The organism is Pseudomonas sp. NBRC 111119 (assembly GCF_001320125.1).
GTDB lineage: Bacteria > Pseudomonadota > Gammaproteobacteria > Pseudomonadales > Pseudomonadaceae > Aquipseudomonas > Aquipseudomonas parafulva.
Map to the genome: position 1 here is coordinate 19355 of NZ_BCAV01000063.1, position 22275 is coordinate 41629.

Sequence of the window (22275 nt, forward strand, 5' to 3'; positions counted from 1 at the left end):
ATTGATTGCGCACGCCTGCCCCAGGCGTAAAGGGTGATGGGCTTGAAAGGCTCTAGCCCGCGCCTTCACGCCTTGAACGCTACCTGTTTGCCGAAGATAGTTACCTTTAATGCAAGAGTGCTTATCCAACTTCACTCTGTTTCCAGGGCCGGTGAGGGGCTAACTTTAGCCCTGTCCTCATTAACACTTGCACCGCAAGAAGGTAGTTACAAATGTCCAACAGTATGGGTATTGCCAGCGTCTTTGTCCTGTCTTCCCTGTTGTTGTCACCCCTGGCCATGGCCGAAGAATCCCCGGCGTTCGTCGCCCGCAATGCAGCATTCGCCAGCACCCACGAAGAGGCTCGCGAAGCCGTTGCCGCACAGCAGCTGGATACCGTGAAAGGCGCAAAACAGACCGCTGCAAAAGCTACCGTGGATGCCAATGCCGACAGCTGATGCCGCCGTGCCGCGGTGGGCCCTGGGTGACATGGCCAGGGTTTGTGTCGATATGTTAGCCTTTGAAAGCCGCTGCCGATCAGCGGCTTTTTTTATAGGCGCTGGTTTTCTGCCCGGCCCTGTCGTCCCTTGATATAAAGCGCAAATATCGACAACAAAAACTGCCCCACCGACAGAAACAAGGAGCTTGTCCCGGTGCCTTCCGCGTTCCGTTTTACCCCGTTGTTCATTGCATTGACTGCAACTATTCCATGCGCCGCCCAGGCAGATGACAGCCCGGCCCAGGGTTTTGTCGAAGGCTCGTCCCTGAACCTGAACCTGCGCAATGCCTACTTCAACCGCGACAACCACAACCCCGGCGTTCGCGACAAACGTGAATGGGGTCAGGGTGCCGTGGCGCGTTTCGAATCGGGCTATACCCCCGGCACGGTCGGCTTTGGTCTCGATGCCCATGCCATGCTGGGGCTGAAGCTGGACGGCGGTGGCGGTTATGCCGGTACCAGCATCCTGCCTGCCCATGTCAAAGCTGATGGCGAACTGGGCGCCGCGCCGCGTTCATTCTCCACCGCGGGGGCTGCGGTGAAGCTCAAGGCACTGGATACCGAATTGAAAGCCGGCGACCTGTTCCTGACCAACCCGGTAATCGCCGGTGGTGAGACCCGCATGCTGCCGCAGACCTTCCGCGGCGTCAGCCTGAGCAACCACAGCATCGACGGCCTGTTGCTCGAAGGTGGCCAGGTGAGTTTCACCAAGCCATACAACCAAAGCGGGCACCGCCGCATCGACAGCTACTACGGCACCCTCGACGGCCACGACAAAAGCCGACACCTGAGTTGGGCCGGTGCCGCCTGGACCGGCACGCCAAGCATCACCACCAGCCTGTATGCCGCCGAGCTCAAGGACATCTGGAACCAGTACTACGCCGACTTCGACTACACCTACGTGGTCAACGAGCAGCTCAGCCTGAACCCCGGCGTGCATTTCTATCACACCCAGGACACCGGCAGGGCGTTGCTCGGGCGCATCGACAACAATACCTACAGCCTGCACCTGACGTTGAACGCCGGGCACCACAGCGTGACGGCGGCCTACCAACGGGTCAACGGTGACACGCCGTTCGACTACATCAACCTGGGTGACAGCGTGTACCTGGACAACTCACGCATGTACTCGGACTTCAACGCGCCCAACGAGCGCTCGTGGAAGCTGCAATACGGCTACGATTTCGCCGGCCTGGGCATGCCTGGCCTGAGCACGTCGCTGTCGTACTCGCGGGGTAAGGCAGACCTGACCCAGGCCGACCAGGGCAATACCCACTACGACTACTACCGCGCCGACGGCAAGAACGCCACCCACTGGGAGCGCGACCTGGATGTGAAATACGTGTTCCAGGAAGGTGACTTCAAGGACCTGTCGGTATTGCTGCGCTACGCCACCCACCGTGGCAGCCAGGGCTACGCGTCCATCGACAGCAACAGCGACAACGATGAAGTGCGGGTTATCGTCGACTACCCGTTCAACGTGTTCTGACCTGGATCTGCCGCCCCTCGGACTGAACCTGCGGCAGTGCTGAACACTGCCGCATGGGGATTCTGTCGGGCAAACTTGTCCGACAATCCACAGTTCCCTAGAATGTCGCCGCCGCGAATGGCCCTGCCCCTGCAGTAGCGAACATGCCAACCCCCACACCGCGTTTCGCACTTCACAGGTCACACCCCGAACTGGCGCTTACCTTGGGCAGCTGCGTGGCCGTGCTGGCGATCGTGGCCATCGTCAGTTACCTGCTGGCCCGTGAGCGGGACAGCGTGGAGTTGTCGGCCGTACGCTCGGCCAGCAACATCGTGCAACTGATCGAAAGTGACATTTTGCGCAATGCCGAGCTTTACGACCAATCCCTCAAGGGCCTGATCTGGGCCGTTGGGCGTAGCGAGCTGCCGAGCATGCCGGGCCCGCTGCGCCAGCGCTTGCTGTTCAACGAAGCGTTCGTCGACCGCAAGCGCGGGGACGTGCTATGGCTGGACAAGCAAGGCGATGTGGTGGGGGACTCAACCAGCACTGTGCCACGCAAGGCCAATTTCGCCGACACCGGGGTATTTCAGGCCCACGCGCGCAATGAAAGCCTGGGGTTGCTGGTTGGCCCACCGTTCAAGGCGCGGCTGGGCGGCCTGGACTGGTGCATCAGCTTCAGCCGGCGCATCACGGGGCCTGGTGGCGAATTTGCCGGTGTTGCCGCCGGTGCCCTGCGCCTGTCTTACTTCGTGGACCTGTTCCGCAGGTTGGACATTGGTGCGGACAGCAACATCAACCTGTTCAATACCGATGGCCAGCTGCTGGCGCGTCAACCCGCACGCGCGCAGGACCCACCCATCGGCAGCAATTATGCAGACCGACCGAATTTCCGCCGCATGCTCAGCCAGCAGAGCGGCAGTTTTACTGCGGCGTCGGCAACCGACAGTCGCCCGCGCATGTACACCTTCGCCAGGGTCGCGCAATTGCCCCTGATCGTGCTGGTGGTGCATTCTGCCGACGACGTATTCGCCTCGTGGCGCCGCACCGCCATCATGGTCAGTGTCGCCACGGGCCTGCTGTGCGCAGGCATCCTGTGGCTGACACTGCTGCTGGGCCGAGAACTGCGTCGGCGCCAACAGGCTGAACAGGGCCTTGCCGCCCTGGCTGCAACCGACAGCCTGACCGGCCTGGCCAACCGCAGGCGGCTCGACCAGGTGCTGCGCCAGGAATGGGCGCGTACCCAGCGCAACCGCAAGCCACTCGCCGTGCTGATGGTGGATGTGGACCATTTCAAGGCATTCAACCAGCGCCACGGCCATGCAGGGGGCGACCATGCCTTGCGCGAGGTAGCCAAGGCCATCGAGGCGTCGATCAGGCGGCCTGCCGACCTGGCAGCCCGGTACGGGGGTGAGGAATTTCAGGTGGTATTGCCGGAAACCGATGAGGCGGGGGCGATGCTGCTGGCAGAGATAATACGCGCCCGGGTTGAGCGGCTGGCGCCGTTTGGCCAGGACACACAACCTGTCACGGTGAGCATTGGCGTCAGTGCCCACACGGCAAACACCCAGCATGACCTGGCAGGCCTGCTGGGTGCTGCGGATGAAGCGCTCTACAGGGCTAAAGCCAATGGCCGCAACCGTGTCGAGGGGCCCGGCCGTTAAGAGCGAGCGCGGGCGGCGTCGCGCAGGGCTTTGACCTGGTCGTGGTTACGCTGTACGCCTTGCAGTTGCTTCTCAACCAACGCATAGGCGGTATCGGTAGCTGCACGCCCAAGCTTGACCAGTTTTTCGCGGGCTTCTTTGTAGGCCTTCAGGGCGTGGTCTTCACCACGTTCCACTTCGTTCAGAACGGCCTCTTCGTCTTTGCCGGTGACCATGGACTTCAGGTTCACCCAACCACGGTGCAGGTCACCGCTGATGCTGGTGGAAGTCTCAGGATCGCCACCCAGGCGACGCACTTCGCTTTGCAGCTCTGCTGCGGCGTTGGCGCACTCGCCAGCACGCTGGGCGAAGAATGCCTTGAGCTCAGGGTTCTTCACATCGTCGGCGGATTCACGGAAACCTTTTTCGCCGTCTTTGCTGTACTCGATCAGGTCGTTCAGTACATCCACAACGTCTTTGTTCGGGTTGCTCATGGCAAAACTCCTTGGCAGGTGGTAGTCCTTTAGATAAGAGCAGCGATCGTGCCAACCTGACGAATAAACAAAACTCTATATATATCAATTAGTTGAATTTCAATCGGAAACCCTCGGCAGCGGCGTTCTGCATGATTGCGACTTTGGCGCTCGTGCAGATTGCAGTATCGTCACCGCATCAATCGGACCCCGTGAACAGACATGAACCCAGAAACCCTGGAATTACTCGTTACCCGCACCATGCCGTTCGGCAAATACCAGGGTCGAGCCATCGCTGACCTGCCGGGAGACTACCTGGCCTGGTTTGCCCGAAAGGGTTTTCCGCAGGGGGAACTGGGTGGGTTACTGGCATTGATGCACGAAATCGACCATAACGGCCTGGGTGACCTGCTGGTGCCATTGCGGCACAAGCATCAATCACGCTGACGCGTCCATGCCCTGGAGCAGCTGAGTGGCCCCAGGGCATGGGTGAAAGGTGAACGGGTCAGCCTTTGGCGGGCGCCACGGCCAGTTCTACCTGCTCGCTTTTCTTGATCACCGCGTAAATCACTGCCGTCACCAGGCTACCCGCCACGATTGCCAGCAGGTAAAGCAAGGCATGGTTGATGGCATTGGGTATCAGCAACACGAACAGGCCGCCATGGGGCGCCATCAGCTTGCAGCCGAAGTACATCGACAGCGCCCCGGTGAGCGCGCCGCCCGCAATGCTGGCGGGGATCACCCGCAGCGGGTCCTTGGCGGCGAACGGAATTGCACCTTCAGAGATAAAGCACAACCCCAGCGCCAGTGCAGCCTTGCCCGCCTCCCGCTCGCTTTGCGCGAACTTGCGACGCGCCAGGAACGTGGCGATACCCAGGCCAATCGGCGGCACCATGCCCGCCGCCATGGTGGCCGCCATGGGTGCGTAGCTGGACGAAGCCAGCAGCCCGACCGAAAACGCGTAGGCCGCCTTGTTGATCGGCCCGCCCAGGTCCACGCACATCATGCCGCCCAGCAGTAGCCCCAACAGGATGGCATTGGTGGTGCCCATGCTGTCGAGGAAATGGGTAAGGCCCTCGAGCATGGCCGCCACCGGCTGGCCGACCACATAGATCATGATCAGGCCGGTGAACAGGCTGGCCAGCAACGGGATGATCAGGATTGGCTTGAGCGCTTCCAGGCTGGTAGGTAGCCGCGCCCAGCGGGCAATGGCTTTTGCGCTGTAACCGGCCAGGAAACCCGCCACGATGCCGCCAATGAAGCCTGCGCCCAGGGTACTGGCCAGCAGGCCGCCTATCATGCCGGGGGCCAGCCCGGGGCGGTCGGCGATGGACCAGGCGATGTAACCGGCCAACAGCGGCACCATCAACTTGAAGGCGGCTTCGCCACCGATCTGCATCAAAGCTGCAGGCAGGGTACCGGGTTCCTTGTACGCCTCGATGCCGAACACAAACGACAGTGCAATCAGCAGGCCGCCCGCCACCACCATGGGCAGCATGAAGGACACACCGGTCAGAAGGTGCTTGTACACCCCGGTTTTTTCGCCCTTGGCCGGGGCGGCAGCTGCCGCATCGGCAGCCCCTTCCACCTTCGCCTCGGCCAAGGCCTTGTCCAGGGTGGCTCGCGCCTGTTTCAAGGCGATGCCGGTACCGCAGCGGTAGATGCGCTTGCCGGCGAACCGGGCCGTGGGCACTTCGATGTCGGCGGCCAGCAGCACCACATCGGCCGCCGCGATGGCATCGGCAGACAACGGGTTGCGCGCGCCCACCGAGCCTTGGGTCTCGACCGTAAGCTGGTAGCCCAGCTGCTGCGCCGCCTGCTGCAAAGCCTCGGCTGCCATGAAGGTATGCGCAACGCCGGTCGGGCAGGCGGTGACGGCCACGATGCGTACGGCGGTGTGGGTGGCGACCGCGGTTTCGGGCGCAGTGGCAGCCAACAGGCTGGCATTGGCGGCGGCTTCATCCAGAAAACCTTCGCGGTCGGCCAAGGCCTGGGACGGCGTACTCTGGTAGACACGCTTGCCCACAAAGCGGCTCAGGTCCACAGATCCGGTGCTGACCACCAGCACCCAGTCGGCCTCGGCGATCTGTGCAGCGCTGAGCTGGCGCTCCGGGTGCTCGGTGTCCTGCACCTCGACGCTGGTGCTCCAGCCGCGGCGCTGGGCAGCGGCGGACAACAGCCGCGCACTCAGCACGCTTGACACCTGCCCGTTGGGGCAGGCGGTGACAATGGCAATGTTCATCGGCAACCCTCTTGTTGTTCTGTCAGTTGCACCCCGGCTTCCAGGTGCGCCAGTTGCGCTTGGTCGCGGATGCCGAAGCCCACCTGGGTGACGGCCTGGGCAGCAATGGCGGTGGCACGGGCCAAGGTTCGGGCAGGGGCCTCATGCAGCAGCAGGCCGTGCACCATGCCCGCCACCAGTGAATCGCCGGCACCGACGGTACTTGCCACCGTCACCTTGGGCGGTACAGCGGCCAGGGTTGTCCCTTGGCTGAACCAGCGCACGCCCTGCTCGCCGGCAGACACCACCACGTGCTCGATACCGGTTGCCAGCAAGCGCTGGGCAGCTTCGCCCTGCTGCGCGGGCTCATCCACGGCCAGGCCAAGCACTTCGCCCAGTTCTTCGGTATTGGGTTTAACCAGCCATGGCGCGCTCTGCAGGCCTGCACGTAGGGCCTCGCCGCTGCTGTCCAGGGCCACTTTCAGGCCCTGCGCCTTGAGCATGTCCAGCAGTTGCCGGAACCAGTGCGGGTCTACACCACGGGGCAGGCTGCCGGCGACCACCACCGCATCATGGCCGGGGGCGACTTGCAGCAGCAGACGCAACAGGGCGCTGCGGGCGGCGTCGTCGATTGCAGGGCCTTGGCCGTTGATGTCGGTGACCCGGCCATCGCCTTCGACCAACTTGAGGTTGCTGCGGGTTTCACCGGGCACGCGCACGAAGCAGTCGGCAAAGCCGCGCCAGTCGATCAGGGCTTCAAATGCCTGCAGGTTGTCCTGCCCGAGGAAGCCGGCAACGGTTACGCTGTGCCCCAGGTCGGCCAGCACCTGCGCCACATTCAGGCCCTTGCCGGCGGCGTGGCTTTGCTGGGCGAGGCTGCGGTTGACGTGCCCGGGGCGCAGGGTGTCCAGGCCGATGGTGATATCCAGTGCGGGGTTCAGGGTAAGGGTCAGTATCTTGGCCATTCAGTAACGCTCCACCAGCGCACGCACCGCTGCGGCGCTGTCTTGTTGCAAGGCCTCCTGCGCCAGGGCGCGGGCCGTCGAATAATCGGCCTGGCGCACCAGTGCCTTGACCTCGGCGATGCTGCGCGACGCGACGCTCAGCTCGTCCACCTGCAGCCCCAGCAGCACAGCCACCGCTTGCGGGTCGGCGGCCAGTTCGCCGCATACCCCTACCCATTTGCCATGGGCATGGGCGGCGCGTACGGTCATGTCGATCAGGCTGAGCACCGCCGGGTGCAGGCCGTCGGCCTGGGCCGACAGGCTGGGGTGGCCGCGGTCGATGGCCAGGGTGTATTGGGTCAGGTCGTTGGTGCCGATGCTGAAGAAATCCACTTCGCGGGCCAGTTGTGGCGCCAGCAGCGCTGCCGACGGCACCTCGACCATGATCCCCAGCTGCAGGTCTGCCACTGGTATTTCCGTTCGCAGGCGCTCGACCATGGCCCGTGCCTCGCGCCACTCATGCACCTGGCCGACCATGGGGAACATGATGCGCAGCGGGCGGTTGTCGGCGGCACGCAGCAGGGCGCGCAGCTGGTCTTCCATCACCTGTGGGCGCTGCAGGGTCAGGCGCACCCCGCGCACACCCAGGAAGGGGTTTTCTTCGGCAGCGATCGGCCAGTAGGGCAAAGGCTTGTCGCCGCCCACGTCCAGGGTACGCACCACCAGCGGGCGGCCGCCCAGGCCGTCCAGCACCCGGCGGTACTCAGCCTCCTGGGTGGCGACGTCAGGTGCCTGGGGGTGGGCCATGAAAATCAGTTCGGTACGCAACAAGCCCACGCCTTCGGCGCCTTGGTCGACCACCTTGGCGATGCCGCTGCTCTCGCCGATGTTGGCGAACACTTCGATGGCGTGGCCATCGCGGGTGACCGCAGGTTCCAGGCGTTTCTCCCACGCCGCCTGCAAGCGTTGCTCGCGCAGGTCGCGCTCGGCCAATGCCCGCTGCAGGTCTTCTGCCGGCGGGGCGACATTGACCACGCCGCGCTGGCCATCCAGCAGCAGCGGCGTGCCGTTTTCCAGCAGCAGCATCGCGGCACCTGCACCCACCACTGCCGGAATGCCCAAGGCCCGGGCCACGATGGCACTGTGTGCGGTGGCGCCCCCTTGGGCGGTGACGATACCGGCGACCCGTGCCGGGTCCAGGCGGGCGACGTCGGACGGGCCGACCTCGGTCATCACCAGCACGTAGGGCTGGTCAGGTTCGGCCTGTGCCTGTATGCCACACAGCTGGGCAAGGACCCGCCGGCCCACGTCACGCAGGTCGGCCGCGCGCTCGGCCAGCAAGGCATCATGCAGGGCTTCCTGCTGGCTGGCGGCGGCTTCGATCACGGCCATCCAGGCAGCGGCGGCGCTCTCGCCCTGCGCCAGGCGCTGCTCGACGTCATCGGTCAGGGCCGGGTCGGCGAGCATTTCCTGGTGGGTGACAAAAATCTCGCCGATGCTCGCCTCGCTGCGTTGCACCAGCGCCTGCAAGTCGGTGTTCACACTGGCAATGGCATCGCGCAGCTTCTGGCGCTCGGCGCTGCACGACTCGCCACGCAGCGGGTAGTCGAAAGCGCGTTCGGTGACCACATGGGCTGGCCCGCAAGCGATGCCCGGCGCAGCGCCCACACCCTGCACACGGCTGCCCGGCGCGGGCGCCTGCAGCACCTCCGGGGCCGGGGCGCTGACGGGGGCCGGGCTGGTTGGCAGCGGCTCGACGTCTTCACCCAGGCCCTGTTCGATGGCGGCAAGCAGCACCGGCAAGGCGTCGGCAGCAATGTCAGGCTCGGCCACCAGTTCGAGTTCCTGACCACGGCGGGCGCCCAGGCTCAGCAGCTTGCTCAAGCTCTTCACCGACACGGCGGGCTGGGCACTGTCGACCAGGCGTACGCGGATCTCGCCTTCAAAGCCTTTGGCCAGCTGCGCCAGCACCTTGGCCGGGCGAGCATGCAGGCCATGGGGGTTGGCCAGCACGATGCGCGCGCTGGGCCAGTCCGCTGGCGCCTCGCCACCCAACACCTGGAGTACGGCCCGGCTGCTGGTCGCCTGGTAAAGCGTCTGGCCACGGCCTTCGATCAGCACTTCGCACAGGCGTTCCAGCAGGGCCTGGTGCGCCGCGCCCAGGCTGGCCAGGCAGAACAGGCCGTTGAGCGGCTGGTCGCGGTAACGCAGCGGCTGCTGCGGGGTCACGAAGGCCAGGCCTGGCTGGCGGACCTGGCGCTCGCTGTGCAACCACCACAGGCCTTCGCCCAGGGGCAGAGGCTCGGCCTGCTGCAGCACGGCGGCAAAACCGCTGTCCACGCATTCGGCACGCTGGAGCAAGCGAGCGCCGCGCCAGGCCAGTTCGTCGAAATCTTCGGCGGCCAGGTTCAGGCCCACCAACTGGGCGTCCAGCGCCAGTTCCTGAGGCGCGCCCTGCAGCAGCTTGAGTAGCGCGTCGGCCGTGCTGGCCCGGCGCAACGCCTCGGCCAGGTCGGTTTCGCCCAGGGCGCGGGTCAACAGTTGCAGAAGCCGCAGGTGCTCGTCGGAGCGGGCAGCGATGCCAATGGCCAGGTAGACCCTCTGGCCATCACCCCAGTCCACACCTTCGGGGAACTGCAGCAGGCGTACACCGGTGGCGAACACCAGGTCGCGGGTTTGCGGGGTGCCATGGGGGATGGCGATCCCCTGGCCGAGGAAGGTGGAGCCTTGCGCCTCGCGGTCCTGCAAACCTTGCAGGTAACCGTCGGCAACCAGCCCGTCAGCAACCAGCCGGTCCGCCAGCAAGCGCAATGCGTGCGCCTTGTCTGGGGCCGTCTGGCCCATGGCTATCTGCTCTCTGGCGAGCTCGAGCATGACCTTCTCCTTTTGCAGTTCCCGAGGTGGGTACTGGAGTATTGTTGTGAAATTCACGGAAATGGCCAGCTCAACAGCCTTGCACAGAGGGCAGCCGAGGCAGAAAATTCGGAGGCTGAAACGTTTAACCTGACCAGGCGGCCACGTTACTCGATAATCTTCCGAGGAAAAAGCCCCATCCTGTCGGACAATTGCGACAATAGTCGTCTGCGCCGCAAGCCTCCCGCCAGGCAGAATGCCCGGCCAACGCTTACAGCCAGCCCCGGTAATAACAAGGAAAATTCGGTGAAACTCAGCGATATCGCCCGTCTGGCCGGTGTGTCCGTGACCACTGCCAGCTACGTCATCAATGGCAAGGCCGAACAGCAGCGCATCAGCAACACGACCGTGGAACGGGTTCGTGCGGTGGTGGAGGCCCATGGCTTTACCCCCAACCCCCAAGCGGCCGGGCTGCGCAGCCGGCATACCCGTACTCTGGGCTTCATCCTGCCGGACCTCGAAAACCCCAGCTACGCCCGGATCGCCAAACAGCTGGAACAAGGCGCCCGGGCCCGCGGCTACCAACTGCTGATTGCCAGCAGCGACGACCAGCCTGACAGCGAACGGCAATTGCAGCAGCTGTTCCGGGCGCGGCGTTGCGATGCCCTGTTCGTCGCCAGTTGCCTGCCGCCCGAAGACCAGAGCTACCGCGAACTGCAGGACAAAGGCCTGCCGGTGATTGCCATCGACCGTAGCCTGGACCCGGCACACTTCTGCTCGGTGATCAGTGATGACCGCGATGCCAGCCGCCGGCTGGCAGCCAGCCTGCTGAGCGCATCACCCAACAGCATTGCGCTGATTGGCGCGCGCCCGGAACTGTCCGTCAGCCAGGCCCGCGCCGGCGGTTTTGATGAAGCCTTGCAGGGTTACACCGGCGAAGTGCGCCGTTATCAGGGCGATGCGTTCAGCCGTGCCTGCGGCCAGCAACTGATGCAGCAACTCATCGATGACCTGGGTAGCCTGCCGGACGCCTTGATCACCACGTCCTACGTGCTGCTGCAGGGGGTGTTCGATACCCTGCAGGCGTGCCCGCCCGGGGCCCGTCAGCTACAACTGGGTACCTTTGGCGACAACCAACTGCTGGACTTCCTGCCGCTTCCGGTCAACGCCATGGCCCAGCAGCACGGCCAGATTGCGGCAACGGCGCTGGAGCTGGCATTGGCCGCTATCGAAGAACAACGCTACCAGCCCGGGGTACACGCGGTTGGCCGCACCTTCAAACAGCGCATCACCCGGGCCTGACCATGCGCCTGATCGATACCCACACCCACCTGGATTTCCCCGACTTCGATGCCGATCGCGCAGGCCTGCTGGCCCGCGCGACGGCGCGTGGCGTAATGAGGATGGTGGTACTGGGGGTGTATCGGGCCAATTTCCAGCGGGTGTGGGACCTGGCCTGCGCCGACCCGCGCCTGCCCGCAGCGCTGGGGCTGCACCCGGTATACCTTGAGCAGCATCGCCCAGCCGACCTCGAACACCTGCGAGGGTGGCTCGAGCGCCTGCAGGGCGACCCTCGGCTGTGTGCGGTAGGTGAGTTCGGCCTGGACTACTACCTGCCGCACCTGGACAAGGCGCAGCAGCAACACCTGTTCGAATCGCAGCTGCAAATGGCTTGCGACTTCCAGCTCCCCGCCCTGCTGCACGTGCGCCGCAGCCATGCCCAGGTGATCGCAACCCTCAAGCGCTACCGGCCGGCACGGGCCGGTATCATTCATGCGTTTGCCGGCAGCTACGAAGAAGCGCGCGAATACCTCAAGCTGGGGTTCCGCCTTGGGCTCGGCGGTGCCGGCACCTGGCCGCAGGCGCTGCGCCTGCGCAAGACCCTGGCCAGGCTGTCGCTGGACGCCGTGGTACTTGAAACCGACGCGCCCGACATGGCCCCTGTTATGCACCCGGGCGTGCGCAACAGCCCGGAGCACCTGCCAGACATTGCCCAGGCGTTGGCCGAGGTGATGGGGGTGGATGTGCAAGCGCTGGCCGATGCCAGCACCCGCAACGCCTGTCAGCTATTCGGCTGGCAGGCGTTGCAGTAACGCCGGGTATAGCGTTATCTGCAATTCAGAGCAGCACCGTTAACAGCGCGAACACCGCATACCACAGCACCCCACAACGCAGCACCAGCTCCCACAGGCTGTCCAGCCGGCCGAGCCCACGTTCGGTGTCTTCTTCATCGGGGATATCGTCAGCAATGCGCCCAACACGGGCAACCAGGTGCGCAGCGCTGATGTGCCAGTTCAGCACTTCATGGAGCATCACCCGGGTGACCGCGACAAAATTGCCCACCAGGGCAAAGCTCAACGCCACCACACGCACGGGTAGCCAGTCCATGATATGGCGCAACTGTTCTGCACGGGTTTGCAGTGCGGGTTGCCTGCTGTGCTCGGTGCACAGCGCCAGCAGCCGATAGGCCAGCGCGGCGGCGGGGCCCAACACGAAGTACCAGAAAATGACGGCGAAAAAGCCTTGGTACACCTGCCAGAGCAACTGGCTCTGCACCCGCTCCATCAAGCTGCGCGGCCCGTCGGCCACCAGGCCAAGGTCGCGCTCTGCCACATGCAGCGCCGCCTGTTCATCGCCCCGGCGCCAGGCATCACGCAACGGCCCCAGCGGCGCTTTGACGTCGCCACGGCCCAGGCTGTAGATGAGTACCAGCAGGTGCACGGGCAGGGCCAACAGGCCATAGGCAACCGGCTCGAGCACGTGCAATAGCAGCACCAGCAAGGCGACCGGTGCCAGTACCACGATAGCCAACACCCAGCCTGGCTGCCGTTTGCCGCTGCGCTCAAGCCGCACCAGTTCGCCCAGGAAGAAGCTGTCGCGCTGCACCCCGTGGCGCATGGCCGAAAACTTCTCGAACCACAGCGCCATCAACAACACCAGAAAACTCATGCCTTGCCCTCGCCGTTATGCAGCGCCTCGCGGTAGCGCGACCAGTCGAATGCAGGGCCTGGGTCGGTCTTGCGCTGCGGGGCAATGTCGCTGTGGCCGGTAATGCGATCCACCCCAATGGCAGGCCAGGCGCTGCGGATAAGCCGGGTCACCTGTTCCAGGACCCGGTACTGGGCATCGGTGTAGGGCAACTCGTCGGTGCCTTCGAGCTCGATGCCGATGGAGAAGTCGTTGCAGTCTTCGCGCCCGTCGAAGCTGGACACACCCGCGTGCCAGGCGCGGTCGCACAATGACACGAACTGCGTCACGGCGCCGTCACGTTCGATGAACAGGTGAGCCGATACCGTCAGGTGGCAGATGCCTGCAAAGTAAGGGTGCTCATCCGGGTTCAACCGGTTCTGGAAAAACTGCTGCACCTTGCCACTTCCAAAGCACGCAGGTGGCAGGCTGATGTTGTGGATAACCAGCAGGGAGATAGGCTCGCCCTGGGGGCGCGCATTGAAATTTGGCGAGGGGCAGTGCGTGATTCCGTCTCCGTGGAACCAACCACTGGCACGGTCCAATTGCATGGGGCAGATCCTGAAAAGCGCCAGACAGGGGCACAGTATGCCCTGCGGCCATCGCCCTTGGCATGTGAATGATTGTAATGCGGCCTACTTCAGGTCATGCAGGCTTATGATCACCGCATCGAGCGCCCGGTCGAACAAGGGGCCGTCGTCCAGCACCCGGACGGTGCCCTGTTGCAGGGCCAGGCCCAAGCCGGCGACGTCCCACTCGCGCACTTTCATGCCGGTGTGGTTGGCGAATACCAGCCTGTCGCGGCTATCGATGCGGGCTACCAGCTTGCAGCGCTGGGCTTCCTGTTCGTCCAACACCTCGATCCAGGTACCGATACGCAAACCGTTCACCTGGCTCAGCGGGCCATCTGCCGGGCGAGGCATCACGGCGCCCTCCTCTTGCGCCGCATCGAGCATGATGTCCTGGGCAACCAGAACATCATCCTCCGTGGGCAGCTGCTCGCCGGTGCAAGCGCGCAGGTGCAGTTGTTCCAACTGCAAGAAGAAGTCGCGAGTTGTAGCCGAGTCGGTCGCCACGCTGGCAAGGCCCTCACGCAGTGCTTTCAGAAGCGCGGGCACCTGCTGCACGAGCGCTTCGGGTTCATGAGGCGGGGTTACGCTGGCAAGCAGTGTGTCCATGGTGTGCACTGCCGTGCGCCAGGCCCACGACGCCTCACCCTGTTTCAACCACGCCAGCATCAGCACTTGGCTCCAGTGCTGCACCAGCATGTGCACCACGCCCTGCGGCAGCACACGCCCGCGCAAGCGCTGGTTCAGCACCGCCTGAACCTGCCGCCTGGCCTGGAGGGCCTGGACCCGCCCTTCTTCGGCGTCCCGCGTGCGCTGCTCGAACAGCTCGTTACGGCGCCGCTCGTGCTGGTTCTGGCCGAGGAACTCTTCAAGCAGCTCGGCGAACAGGCGCGGGTCTTCAGCGAAGTCGTTGAGAACACGCTGTACGATTCGCTCTACCCGCAGTTGCAGGTTGCCACCCAGGCCGTTCTTGTCGTGGTTGCAACCCAGGCTGGCCCCGGCGATTTCGTTGAGCAAGCGCCGGGCCGGGTGGCCAGACCGGCTCAGCACGCTCTTGTCCAGCAACGCGACTTTCAGCAGTGGAATTTGCAGGCGCTTGAGCAGCGAGCGAAGAACAGGCGGGAGGTTTTCATCGCAGCCGATAAAGGTGAACACGCAGCCCATGAGGTTGATCATGTCTTCGTCGGCCGGGTGAATTCGCCGCCGCGTCCCACTGCGCACGCTCACCCTCAGCAGCAATTGTTCAAGCTGCTGCCCCAGCTCGAACTCGTCGATGGCTTCTGGGCCTGGTACGTAATGCTGCAAGTGCGACAGCAGTCGCAGCACGTCGGCGGTGTCGACGGGCTGCGCATTGCCGTTGGCCTGCAACCGCGGGGCAAACAGCCCGCGCGATCGCGCCAGCAACGGCTGCAAAGTGTCGAATAGCAACTGCCCTGAGGCATCCGCAGCTATCGCGCCTTCACCTTCGTCCAGCGGCTGGCGCACTGACAACGGTCGGTCCTCGGCACGGCGGCGCGGGCTGGGCGGCAAATGGCTCAACACCCCGGCGGCGGCCATCAACCGGTTGGCTTCGTCATAGATGACGTCCGCATCACGCAGCACGTAGCGCTCGAACAGCTTGAGCAACACATCCTTCACCCGTGCCGCCACGCCCAGGCTACGGACCGCATCGATGAAGTAGCCACACAGGGCCGCAGGCGCCAGCGGGTTGAGCTGTTCAGGCAAGGGCCACTCCAGCAGGGCCTGAAAGCGTAGGCCCATGTGCTGCAGCGCGGTGGCGTCGCGAGCACTGACCCTTGCAACCATGGCGTCGATGGTGGCTGTGAGTTGAGGATGAACCGCACGGCGTACGGGCGCAGGCACCATCAAGCCACCCACCAGGTCGTTGTCGCCTAGGCGGGCGAAGCTGTCATGGAAGGTGTCGATGACCCCGCGTTCAATGCTCTTGCGCTTGAGGCGCAGGTCGCGCATGGCCTCGAAGTACCGGTGCTGGCCGCCGCGATCGGCCGCCTTGTCCGCCATCTCGAACAGCGTGTCGTCGGCATTGTCGAACAGGTCGTGCAGGCCCTGGCGCAGTTGCAAGGCGGCCTTGTCACGCACCTGCAGCAACAGCACGGGAAGGCCAGCCAGCGGCGGGCGTCGTCCTTGGTCGCTGGCTGCCGCCAGAGGCACAACCTTGCCCTCTTTGCGCATCCTGTACTCCTTGCAGGGTCTGGCCGTTCATGGCCCTTGATCGTCAAAGCTATGACGCCAAATAACGGACGCCATTATCAGCAAAAAATTCCACTGCTGCCAGCACCGTTTTCCTAGGGACAGTGACCGGCATTTATCGGAAATGACTCCCTGCACGTGACCAGAGGTTGTCGCCCATGCGGCTGTACACACCTGCGCCCTGCCCTATAATCGCCGGCATCTAGCTTGTGGAGCCGAACATGCCGAACCTACGCCTTGCCGACCTGACTGCTGAAATCGAAGCCAATGTGCGCCGCGCGTTGCTGGAGGACATCGGCAGTGGCGACATCACCGCGCAGTTGATCCCGGCCGAGCGCCTGGCCAAAGCGACCATCATCACCCGTGAGGCGTGCGTGATCGCTGGCACTGCGTGGGTGGATGCGGTATTCCGGCAGCTAGACCCGCGCGTTGCGGTGCATTGGCAGGTAGCCGACGGTGACCGTGCCCAGGCCAACCAGCCGCTGTTCCACCTGGAGGGGCCGGCGCGGTCGCTGCTCAGCGGTGAACGCAGTGCCCTGAACTTCCTGCAGATGCTGTCCGGCGTGGCTACCCGCGCCCGGTTGCTGGCCGACCTGGTGCAGGGCACCCAGGTGCGCCTGCTGGATACCCGCAAGACGCTGCCGGGGCTGCGCCTGGCGCAGAAGTACGCAGTCACCTGCGGCGGTTGCCACAACCATCGCATTGGCTTGTACGACGCGTTCCTGATCAAGGAGAACCACATTGCCGCCAGTGGTGGCGTGGCCGAAGCGGTAACCGCCGCGCACCGCATCGCCCCAGGCAAGCCGGTGGAGATTGAAGTAGAAACCCTGGATGAGCTGCGCCAGGCGCTGGCGGCGGGCGCCGACATCATCATGCTCGATGAGCTGAGCCTGGACGAGATGCGCGAGGCGGTGGGGATCACTGCGGGCAAAGCGAAGCTGGAAGCCAGCGGTGGGGTCAGCGAGGCAACTTTGCGGGAAATTGCCGAAACGGGCGTGGACTATATTTCGATCGGTGCAATGACCAAGGACGTAAAGGCGGTCGACCTGTCGATGCGCCTTAGCCTGTAGCACGGGGCCGCCAAGCGGCCCCGGCTTGCCAGGTCAGAAGGCGGCGTTGGCCAGGCCGTCGAGGTAACGCTCGACGTCCAGCGCGGCCATGCAGCCTGCACCCGCCGACGTGATCGCCTGACGGTAGACGTGGTCGGCTACGTCGCCAGCGGCAAACACACCTTCAACGTTGGTGGCGGTAGCATTGCCTTCGCGGCCACCGCTGACCACCAGGTAGCCGTCCTTCAGGGTCAACTGGCCCTCGAACAGCGAGGTGTTCGGGGTGTGGCCAATGGCGATGAACACACCGTCGACCTTCAGCTCGTCGCTGCTGCCGTCGTTGTTCTTCAGGCGCGCACCGGTCACACCCATGTTGTCGCCCAGCACTTCGTCCAGCGTGGCGTTGAGCTTGAGCTCGATCTTGCCTTCGGCAACACGAGCGTGCAGCTTGTCGACCAGAATCTTCTCGGCACGGAAGGTGTCACGGCGGTGAACCAGGGTCACCTTGCTGGCGATATTGGCCAGGTAGAGCGCTTCTTCCACGGCAGTGTTGCCACCACCTACCACGGCTACCGGCTTGTTGCGGTAGAAGAACCCGTCGCACGTGGCGCAGGCCGACACGCCCTTGCCCATGAACGCTTCTTCGGAAGGCAGGCCCAGGTAGCGGGCACTGGCACCGGTGGCAACGATCAGGGCGTCACAGGTGTAGGTGCCGCTGTCACCTGTGAGGGTGAACGGCTTGTTGGCCAGGTCGACAGCGTTGATGTGGTCAAACACGATTTCAGTCTCGAAGCGCTCGGCGTGCTCCTGCATGCGCTGCATCAGCGCCGGGCCAGTCAGGCCGTGGGGGTCACCCGGCCAGTTGTCGACTTCAGTCGTGGTGGTCAGCTGGCCACCGGCCTGCATGCCGGTGATCAGCAGCGGCTTGAGGTTGGCACGGGCGGCATACACTGCTGCGCTGTAACCGGCAGGGCCGGAACCCAGAATGATGACGCGCGAATGACGTACTTCGGACATGTCGAACTCCTGTCGAGCGGGCTGCGAGACCGGCCATGATGGACCGGCCCGGCCAGCTGTGGAAATAAAAGGGGCCCGCGCAGCACTTTGGGGAAGGCTACGACGCGCAGGCCCGTAAAGCTGAAAGTTGAGCGCACTGTAGCGAGGTGGCAAAGATTAAGGAAATATCCTTCGACAATCCACCTCATAGCCATTGTCTATACGGTGAATTTGCCAGCTTTCCGTGGTCTACGGGTTTGTTACCAGCAGTTTCCCGCCAGCGTGTTGCCTTTGGTGCAGGCGGCAAACTCAGGTAAGGTCAGCGCGTTTTCAACCCTCTGCGGAGTACCCCGATGCAAGCCCCCGTCCTCTCTGGCCCCCAGTATCTGCGTGAAGGCCTGAAACTGGTGCTGAGCCCCAACCTGCGGCTGTTCGTGCTGCTGCCACTGGCCGTGAACCTGTTGCTGTTCGGTGGCCTGATCTACTTTGCCGGCCATCAGTTCAGCCTGTGGGTGGACACGCTCATGCCTACCCTGCCCAGCTGGCTGAGCTTTCTCACGTACATCCTGTGGCCTTTGTTCGTGGCGCTGGTCATCCTGATGGTGTTCTTCACCTTTACCCTGGTGGCCAACGTGATCGCCGCGCCCTTCAACGGGTTTCTGGCCGAAAAGGTCGAAGTGGTGGTACGCGGCCAGGATAACTTCCCGGCGTTCAGCTGGGGCGAGCTGGCAGCCATGGTGCCCCGCACCCTCAGCCGCGAAATGCGCAAGCTGGGGTATTTTTTGCCGCGGGCCATTGGGCTGTTCATCCTCTCGCTGGTACCGGTGGTGAACGTGGTGGCTGCGCCACTGTGGTTGATTTTCGGCATCTGGATGATGGCCATCCAGTACATCGACTACCCGGCCGACAACAACAAGATGAGCTGGCAGGACATGCTCGCCTGGTTGCGCCAGAAGCGCTGGCAGAGCCTGGGGTTTGGCGGGGTGACGTACCTGGCGCTGCTGATCCCTGGGGTGAATGTGCTGATGATGCCGGCGGCGGTGGCCGGCGCGACGTTGTTCTGGGTGCGGGAGCGAAACTGACCAACAACCGCCCGTAGGAGCGACCGCAGGTCGCGATGGGACGCCCAGCGCCCCCCTTACCTACACATCGGAGAGGCGCTTAACCGCGTACTACTGCCCAAGCCTGCTGGAAAACTGGCCCACAATGTCCACAACCCGCTTGGCCCCATCCTGGATCTCGATGATCACGTTACCTGTCTGGTCCGCCAAAGCCATACCTTCCTCAGCCTGCCGCTTGCTGGTGTCAATAATTGCTACTGCGGCCTGAGCCAGTTGCTCGTTCTGCTGGACCACCCGGGCGATTTCCTCGGTAGCCGTGCTGGTGCGTGACGCCAGCTGGCGTACCTCATCGGCCACCACGGCAAAACCACGGCCCTGCTCGCCTGCACGGGCTGCTTCGATGGCAGCGTTGAGCGCCAGCAGGTTGGTCTGCCCAGCGATATCGCTGATGGTCTTGATGATCGAGCCGATCACCCGCGACTGCGTGTCCAGCGCCTGGATACCTTCGGCGGCCTGCTGCATGGATGCCTCAAGCCCACGCATCACGCTGACGGACTGGGTGACCACGTCGGTGGCCCTGCGCGCGCTGTCGTCGGTGTCGCGCGAGGTGTTGTAGGCCACATCCGCAGCACTTGCCACTGCCTGCTCCTGGTTGACCTGGTCGGTGATCACAGTGGCGAACTTCACCACCTTGTACAGCTCATCGTGGGCATTGAAGATGGGGTTGTAGGACGCCTCCAGCCAGATCACCCGCCCGTGGGCATCGATGCGCTTGAAGCGCTCGGCAATGTACTCGCCACGGCGGAGCTTGTCCCAGAACGCCTGGTAGGCCGTGGAGTTGGCTTCTTCAGGTTCGCAGAAGATGCGGTGATGCTTGCCGCGAATCTGGTCCAGGCGGTACCCCACCGCAGACAGAAAGCGGTCGTTGGCCGTGAGGATGTTGCCGTCGAGGTCGAACTCGATCACTGCCGTAGACCGCATCAGGGCCTTGATCAGGCTCTCATGCTCGCGGGAGGTGACGATGGTGCGGGTAAGGTCGCTTGAGTGCAGCGAGAAATACTTGATGCGCCCATCGATGCCCTTCACAGGTTGCAGGATCGATCGCAGCCAGGCTTCCTGGCCATCGCCACGCAGCAGGCGTACCGCACCGTGCAGGTGCTCGCCCCGGCTGATGGCGGTCTTCAGCCGCTTGTAGAAATCCAGCGACTTGACGTGGGTAGGCACGATGTCTTCGATGTTGCGCCCCAGCAATTGGTCGGCACGGTAGAGCATTTCGCTCTCGAAGTTGCCGTTGACCATTTCAATTCGCCCGTTAGGGTCGAGCTGCAGGACCAGCATCTCGCTATCGAGGCTGCTCTTGACCTGTTCGACGGTCATCAGGTCTTCACGCAACTGCCGAATTTCTTGCTTGAGCTTGTTATTGAACATCACCGCTCTCCTGGAGCGTAAGGGCGAATACCCCTTTAATCGGCGGGCGCGGCAGGGTCTTGAGCGTTCGCCGCGCAAAATTTCATAAAAATGAAGTGGCACAAATCAGGCGTCATCTTTACGTCATGTTCACGTCACATTGGCGCAACCCTGCCGGCGGACACTTTCTTCATGAACACACCCGCCCTGCGTATCGTCCTGGTCAGCGAAACCTTCCCACCCGAGATCAACGGCGTGGCCAACACCCTTGGCCGCCTTAGCGAGGGGCTGTGCCAGCGGGGCCACAAGGTGACGGTAGTGCGCCCCCGGCAGGCCGGTGACGGGGCGGCAGAGAGCGACCCCGCAGTCGTGCTGTGCAGGGGCTGGGCGCTACCTGGCTACCCTGGGCTGCAATGGGGCGAGGTGTCGATGCACAGGCTGTTGCGCCGCTGGCGCCGGGAACGCCCGGATGTGCTGTACATCGCCACCGAGGGGCCGCTGGGGCTCAGTGCCCTGCGCGCCGCCAGGCGCCTGGGGGTCGCGGTGGTCAGCGGGTTTCATACCAACTTCCCGCAGTACTCGGGCCAGTATGGCCTGGGCCTGCTGGCACGCCTGCTCACCCATTACCTGCGCTGGTTCCACCGGCGCACGGCGGTTACCCTGGTCCCTAGCCTCAGCCAGCGTCTGGAGCTGGAGCGCCGCGGGTTCGAGCGCCTGGCATTGCTGGCGCGTGGGGTGGATGCCTGCCTGTTTCACCCCGCCCGGCGCAACCAGGCCCTGCGCGCCGGCTGGGGGTTAGGCCCGGAAGACATCGCCGTGCTGCATGTGGGCCGGCTGGCAGTGGAAAAGAACCTGGGCCTGCTGGCGCCAAGCATGCACGCCTTGCAGCAGGCGCACCCCCAATGCCGTCTACGCCTGATCGTGGTGGGGGATGGGCCGCAGCGCGCTGCGCTGCAGCAGCAAATGCCTGATGCCATATTCTGCGGTGCCCAGCGCGGCGAAGCGCTGGCCGAGCATTACGCCAGTGGCGACCTGTTCCTATTCCCCAGCCTGACCGAAACCTTTGGCAATGTGGTACTCGAAGCCATGGCCTCAGGCCTGGCTGTGGTCGCTTACGACGAGGCCGCCGCCGCCCAGCATATCCGCCACGGTCACAGCGGGGCGCTGGCCATGCCGGGTGACCAGGCAGCCTTCATGGATGCTGCCTGCTGGTTACTGGAAGAAGAAGAAACCCTGCGCCGCGTGCGCCTCAATGCCCGCCAGCATGCCAGCCACCAAGGCTGGCCGGCCATCGTCGAGCAGTTCGAAAGCTACCTGCACAGCGCCTGCCAGCAACAAGGCAGCCTACCCGCATGCGCCCACCCGGTTGGCGGCAGCTTGCTGGCGATACGCCGTGCAAACGGCGCCCCTCATACCGCCCACACCCCCCCGGCAATCAGCCCAACGCTTTCTCGATCGCCTGCACCACTGCCGGGTCATCCGGCGCCGTGCGCGGTGAAAAGCGCGCCAGTACCCGCCCATCCTTGCCCACCAGAAACTTCTCGAAATTCCAGGTGATGTCACCCGGGAACTCGGCCCCCTCGCCTGCCAACAGCCGATACAGCGCATGGCGCTGCGGCCCGTTGACTTCCAGTTTGGCACCCAGCGGGAAGTTCACCCCGTAGTTAAGGCTGCAGAAGTCCTGAATGTCCTTGTCAGTGCCCGGCTCCTGCCCGGCAAACTGGTTGCACGGCAGGCCAAGTACGTTGAAACCGCGGTCACGGTAATCCTGGTAGAGATTCTCCAACGCTTTGTACTGAGGCGTGAGGCCACATTTGGAGGCGACGTTGACCACCAGCACCACTTGGCCTTTAAAAGGCGCCAGGGGCAGCTCACCGCCGTTCAGCGCGTTCAACTTCAGGTCGTGAAATGCACTCATGATGAAACCCCTTCTCAGGA

The 22275-nt window shown here is 63.9% G+C and carries 18 protein-coding genes and 2 pseudogenes; 9 read left to right on the forward strand and 11 right to left on the reverse strand.

The genetic code is table 11. From position 1 onward, the window contains the following. The first annotated feature begins 212 nt into the window (after positions 1 to 212). From APH25_RS21275 to APH25_RS21285, 3 genes are all read left to right on the forward strand, one after another. Positions 213 to 437 carry a hypothetical protein gene (locus tag APH25_RS21275; RefSeq protein ID WP_060483276.1) on the forward strand — a complete coding sequence of 75 codons (225 nt, stop codon included), beginning with the start codon at positions 213 to 215 and terminating at the stop codon, positions 435 to 437. Positions 438 to 632: 195 nt separating this feature from the next. Beyond that, entirely contained in the window at positions 633 to 1967 is a 1335-nt protein-coding gene (locus APH25_RS21280; RefSeq protein ID WP_060483277.1) for an OprD family porin, read from the forward strand. A 143-nt stretch (positions 1968 to 2110) separates the two neighbouring features. Then, positions 2111 to 3607 (forward strand): sensor domain-containing diguanylate cyclase, encoded by a 1497-nt coding sequence (locus APH25_RS21285; protein WP_060483278.1) that lies wholly within the window; start codon positions 2111 to 2113, stop codon positions 3605 to 3607. On the opposite strand, the gene APH25_RS21290 is transcribed toward APH25_RS21285, so the two are convergent. After that, the gene (locus APH25_RS21290; protein ID WP_060483279.1) at positions 3604 to 4080 is read right to left on the reverse strand and encodes a PA2169 family four-helix-bundle protein; all 477 of its coding nucleotides are present in this window, start codon (positions 4078 to 4080) and stop codon (positions 3604 to 3606) included. The two genes, APH25_RS21285 and APH25_RS21290, sit on opposite strands and share 4 nt — an antisense overlap. A 201-nt stretch (positions 4081 to 4281) precedes the next feature. On the opposite strand from APH25_RS21290, the gene APH25_RS21295 reads away from it, so the two are divergent. Further along, the gene (locus tag APH25_RS21295) at positions 4282 to 4506 is read left to right on the forward strand and encodes a DUF3820 family protein (RefSeq protein WP_060483280.1); all 225 of its coding nucleotides are present in this window, start codon (positions 4282 to 4284) and stop codon (positions 4504 to 4506) included. Positions 4507 to 4564: 58 nt separating this feature from the next. On the opposite strand, the gene APH25_RS21300 is transcribed toward APH25_RS21295, so the two are convergent. Genes APH25_RS21300 through ptsP form a run of 3 tightly spaced genes read right to left on the reverse strand, consistent with a single transcriptional unit; the run spans position 4565 to position 10098 of the window. Continuing rightward, positions 4565 to 6301, reverse strand: a complete 1737-nt coding sequence (locus APH25_RS21300) for a PTS fructose-like transporter subunit IIB (protein ID WP_060483281.1) — start codon at positions 6299 to 6301, stop codon at positions 4565 to 4567. Then, positions 6298 to 7245, reverse strand: a complete 948-nt coding sequence (gene pfkB / locus APH25_RS21305) for a 1-phosphofructokinase (protein ID WP_060483282.1) — start codon at positions 7243 to 7245, stop codon at positions 6298 to 6300. Before pfkB ends, APH25_RS21300 begins: the two co-directional genes overlap by 4 nt. Next, positions 7246 to 10098 (reverse strand): phosphoenolpyruvate--protein phosphotransferase, encoded by a 2853-nt coding sequence (gene ptsP, locus APH25_RS21310; RefSeq protein WP_060483283.1) that lies wholly within the window; start codon positions 10096 to 10098, stop codon positions 7246 to 7248. 285 nt (positions 10099 to 10383) lie between these two features. On the opposite strand from ptsP, the gene cra reads away from it, so the two are divergent. Continuing rightward, positions 10384 to 11379 (forward strand): catabolite repressor/activator, encoded by a 996-nt coding sequence (gene cra, locus APH25_RS21315; protein WP_060483284.1) that lies wholly within the window; start codon positions 10384 to 10386, stop codon positions 11377 to 11379. 2 nt (positions 11380 to 11381) lie between these two features. Continuing rightward, entirely contained in the window at positions 11382 to 12170 is a 789-nt protein-coding gene (locus APH25_RS21320; RefSeq protein ID WP_060483285.1) for a TatD family hydrolase, read from the forward strand. 25 nt (positions 12171 to 12195) lie between these two features. On the opposite strand, the gene ampE is transcribed toward APH25_RS21320, so the two are convergent. The 3 genes from ampE to APH25_RS21335 form a co-directional block, all read right to left on the reverse strand. Next, entirely contained in the window at positions 12196 to 13026 is an 831-nt protein-coding gene (gene ampE / locus APH25_RS21325) for a regulatory signaling modulator protein AmpE (RefSeq protein WP_028631643.1), read from the reverse strand. Beyond that, entirely contained in the window at positions 13023 to 13595 is a 573-nt protein-coding gene (gene ampD / locus APH25_RS21330) for a 1,6-anhydro-N-acetylmuramyl-L-alanine amidase AmpD (protein WP_060483286.1), read from the reverse strand. The genes ampE and ampD overlap by 4 nt, the downstream gene beginning before the upstream one ends. A gap of 84 nt (positions 13596 to 13679) precedes the next feature. Beyond that, entirely contained in the window at positions 13680 to 15806 is a 2127-nt protein-coding gene (locus tag APH25_RS21335) for a DUF1631 domain-containing protein (RefSeq protein ID WP_060483287.1), read from the reverse strand. Between the two features lie 239 nt (positions 15807 to 16045). On the opposite strand from APH25_RS21335, the gene nadC reads away from it, so the two are divergent. Beyond that, the gene (gene nadC / locus APH25_RS21340) at positions 16046 to 16894 is read left to right on the forward strand and encodes a carboxylating nicotinate-nucleotide diphosphorylase (RefSeq protein ID WP_060483288.1); all 849 of its coding nucleotides are present in this window, start codon (positions 16046 to 16048) and stop codon (positions 16892 to 16894) included. A gap of 33 nt (positions 16895 to 16927) precedes the next feature. On the opposite strand, the gene trxB is transcribed toward nadC, so the two are convergent. Further along, positions 16928 to 17890 carry a thioredoxin-disulfide reductase gene (trxB, locus tag APH25_RS21345; RefSeq protein WP_060483289.1) on the reverse strand — a complete coding sequence of 321 codons (963 nt, stop codon included), beginning with the start codon at positions 17888 to 17890 and terminating at the stop codon, positions 16928 to 16930. A gap of 332 nt (positions 17891 to 18222) precedes the next feature. Between trxB and cysZ the strand changes: the two genes are divergently transcribed. Further along, a complete protein-coding gene (cysZ, locus tag APH25_RS21350; RefSeq protein ID WP_060483290.1) occupies positions 18223 to 18951 on the forward strand; it encodes a sulfate transporter CysZ in 729 nt (242 codons plus the stop codon). Positions 18952 to 19041: 90 nt separating this feature from the next. Here cysZ and APH25_RS26330 read toward each other — a convergent pair whose 3' ends face one another. Continuing rightward, positions 19042 to 19473, reverse strand: a complete 432-nt coding sequence (locus APH25_RS26330) for a methyl-accepting chemotaxis protein (RefSeq protein ID WP_371262523.1) — start codon at positions 19471 to 19473, stop codon at positions 19042 to 19044. Between the two features lie 108 nt (positions 19474 to 19581). After that, positions 19582 to 20358 (reverse strand): annotated as a pseudogene (locus tag APH25_RS26335) (PAS domain-containing protein); the annotation flags it as partial. 171 nt (positions 20359 to 20529) lie between these two features. Between APH25_RS26335 and APH25_RS21360 the strand changes: the two are divergent. Beyond that, a pseudogene (locus APH25_RS21360) lies at positions 20530 to 21681 on the forward strand (glycosyltransferase family 4 protein); the annotation flags it as partial. Between the two features lie 91 nt (positions 21682 to 21772). On the opposite strand, the gene APH25_RS25190 reads toward APH25_RS21360, so the two are convergent. Then, positions 21773 to 22255, reverse strand: a complete 483-nt coding sequence (locus tag APH25_RS25190) for a glutathione peroxidase (RefSeq protein WP_082428410.1) — start codon at positions 22253 to 22255, stop codon at positions 21773 to 21775. Positions 22256 to 22275 lie beyond the last annotated feature (20 nt).

Excerpts from the sequence above, each read along its gene's own strand:
- APH25_RS21275 (WP_060483276.1), top strand. The coding sequence starts at position 213 with ATGTCCAACAGTATGGGTATTGCCAGCGTCTTTGTCCTGTCTTCCCTG.
- APH25_RS21285 (WP_060483278.1), top strand. The coding sequence starts at position 2,111 with ATGCCAACCCCCACACCGCGTTTCGCACTTCACAGGTCACACCCCGAA.
- APH25_RS21290 (WP_060483279.1), bottom strand. The coding sequence starts at position 4,080 with ATGAGCAACCCGAACAAAGACGTTGTGGATGTACTGAACGACCTGATC.
- APH25_RS21295 (WP_060483280.1), top strand. The coding sequence starts at position 4,282 with ATGAACCCAGAAACCCTGGAATTACTCGTTACCCGCACCATGCCGTTC.
- APH25_RS21300 (WP_060483281.1), bottom strand. The coding sequence starts at position 6,301 with ATGAACATTGCCATTGTCACCGCCTGCCCCAACGGGCAGGTGTCAAGC.
- pfkB (WP_060483282.1), bottom strand. The coding sequence starts at position 7,245 with ATGGCCAAGATACTGACCCTTACCCTGAACCCCGCACTGGATATCACC.
- ptsP (WP_060483283.1), bottom strand. The coding sequence starts at position 10,098 with ATGCTCGAGCTCGCCAGAGAGCAGATAGCCATGGGCCAGACGGCCCCA.
- APH25_RS21320 (WP_060483285.1), top strand. The coding sequence starts at position 11,382 with ATGCGCCTGATCGATACCCACACCCACCTGGATTTCCCCGACTTCGAT.
- ampE (WP_028631643.1), bottom strand. The coding sequence starts at position 13,026 with ATGAGTTTTCTGGTGTTGTTGATGGCGCTGTGGTTCGAGAAGTTTTCG.
- ampD (WP_060483286.1), bottom strand. The coding sequence starts at position 13,595 with ATGCAATTGGACCGTGCCAGTGGTTGGTTCCACGGAGACGGAATCACG.
- APH25_RS21335 (WP_060483287.1), bottom strand. The coding sequence starts at position 15,806 with ATGCGCAAAGAGGGCAAGGTTGTGCCTCTGGCGGCAGCCAGCGACCAA.
- nadC (WP_060483288.1), top strand. The coding sequence starts at position 16,046 with ATGCCGAACCTACGCCTTGCCGACCTGACTGCTGAAATCGAAGCCAAT.
- trxB (WP_060483289.1), bottom strand. The coding sequence starts at position 17,890 with ATGTCCGAAGTACGTCATTCGCGCGTCATCATTCTGGGTTCCGGCCCT.
- cysZ (WP_060483290.1), top strand. The coding sequence starts at position 18,223 with ATGCAAGCCCCCGTCCTCTCTGGCCCCCAGTATCTGCGTGAAGGCCTG.
- APH25_RS26330 (WP_371262523.1), bottom strand. The coding sequence starts at position 19,473 with ATGCGTGGGCTTGAGGCATCCATGCAGCAGGCCGCCGAAGGTATCCAG.
- APH25_RS25190 (WP_082428410.1), bottom strand. The coding sequence starts at position 22,255 with ATGAGTGCATTTCACGACCTGAAGTTGAACGCGCTGAACGGCGGTGAG.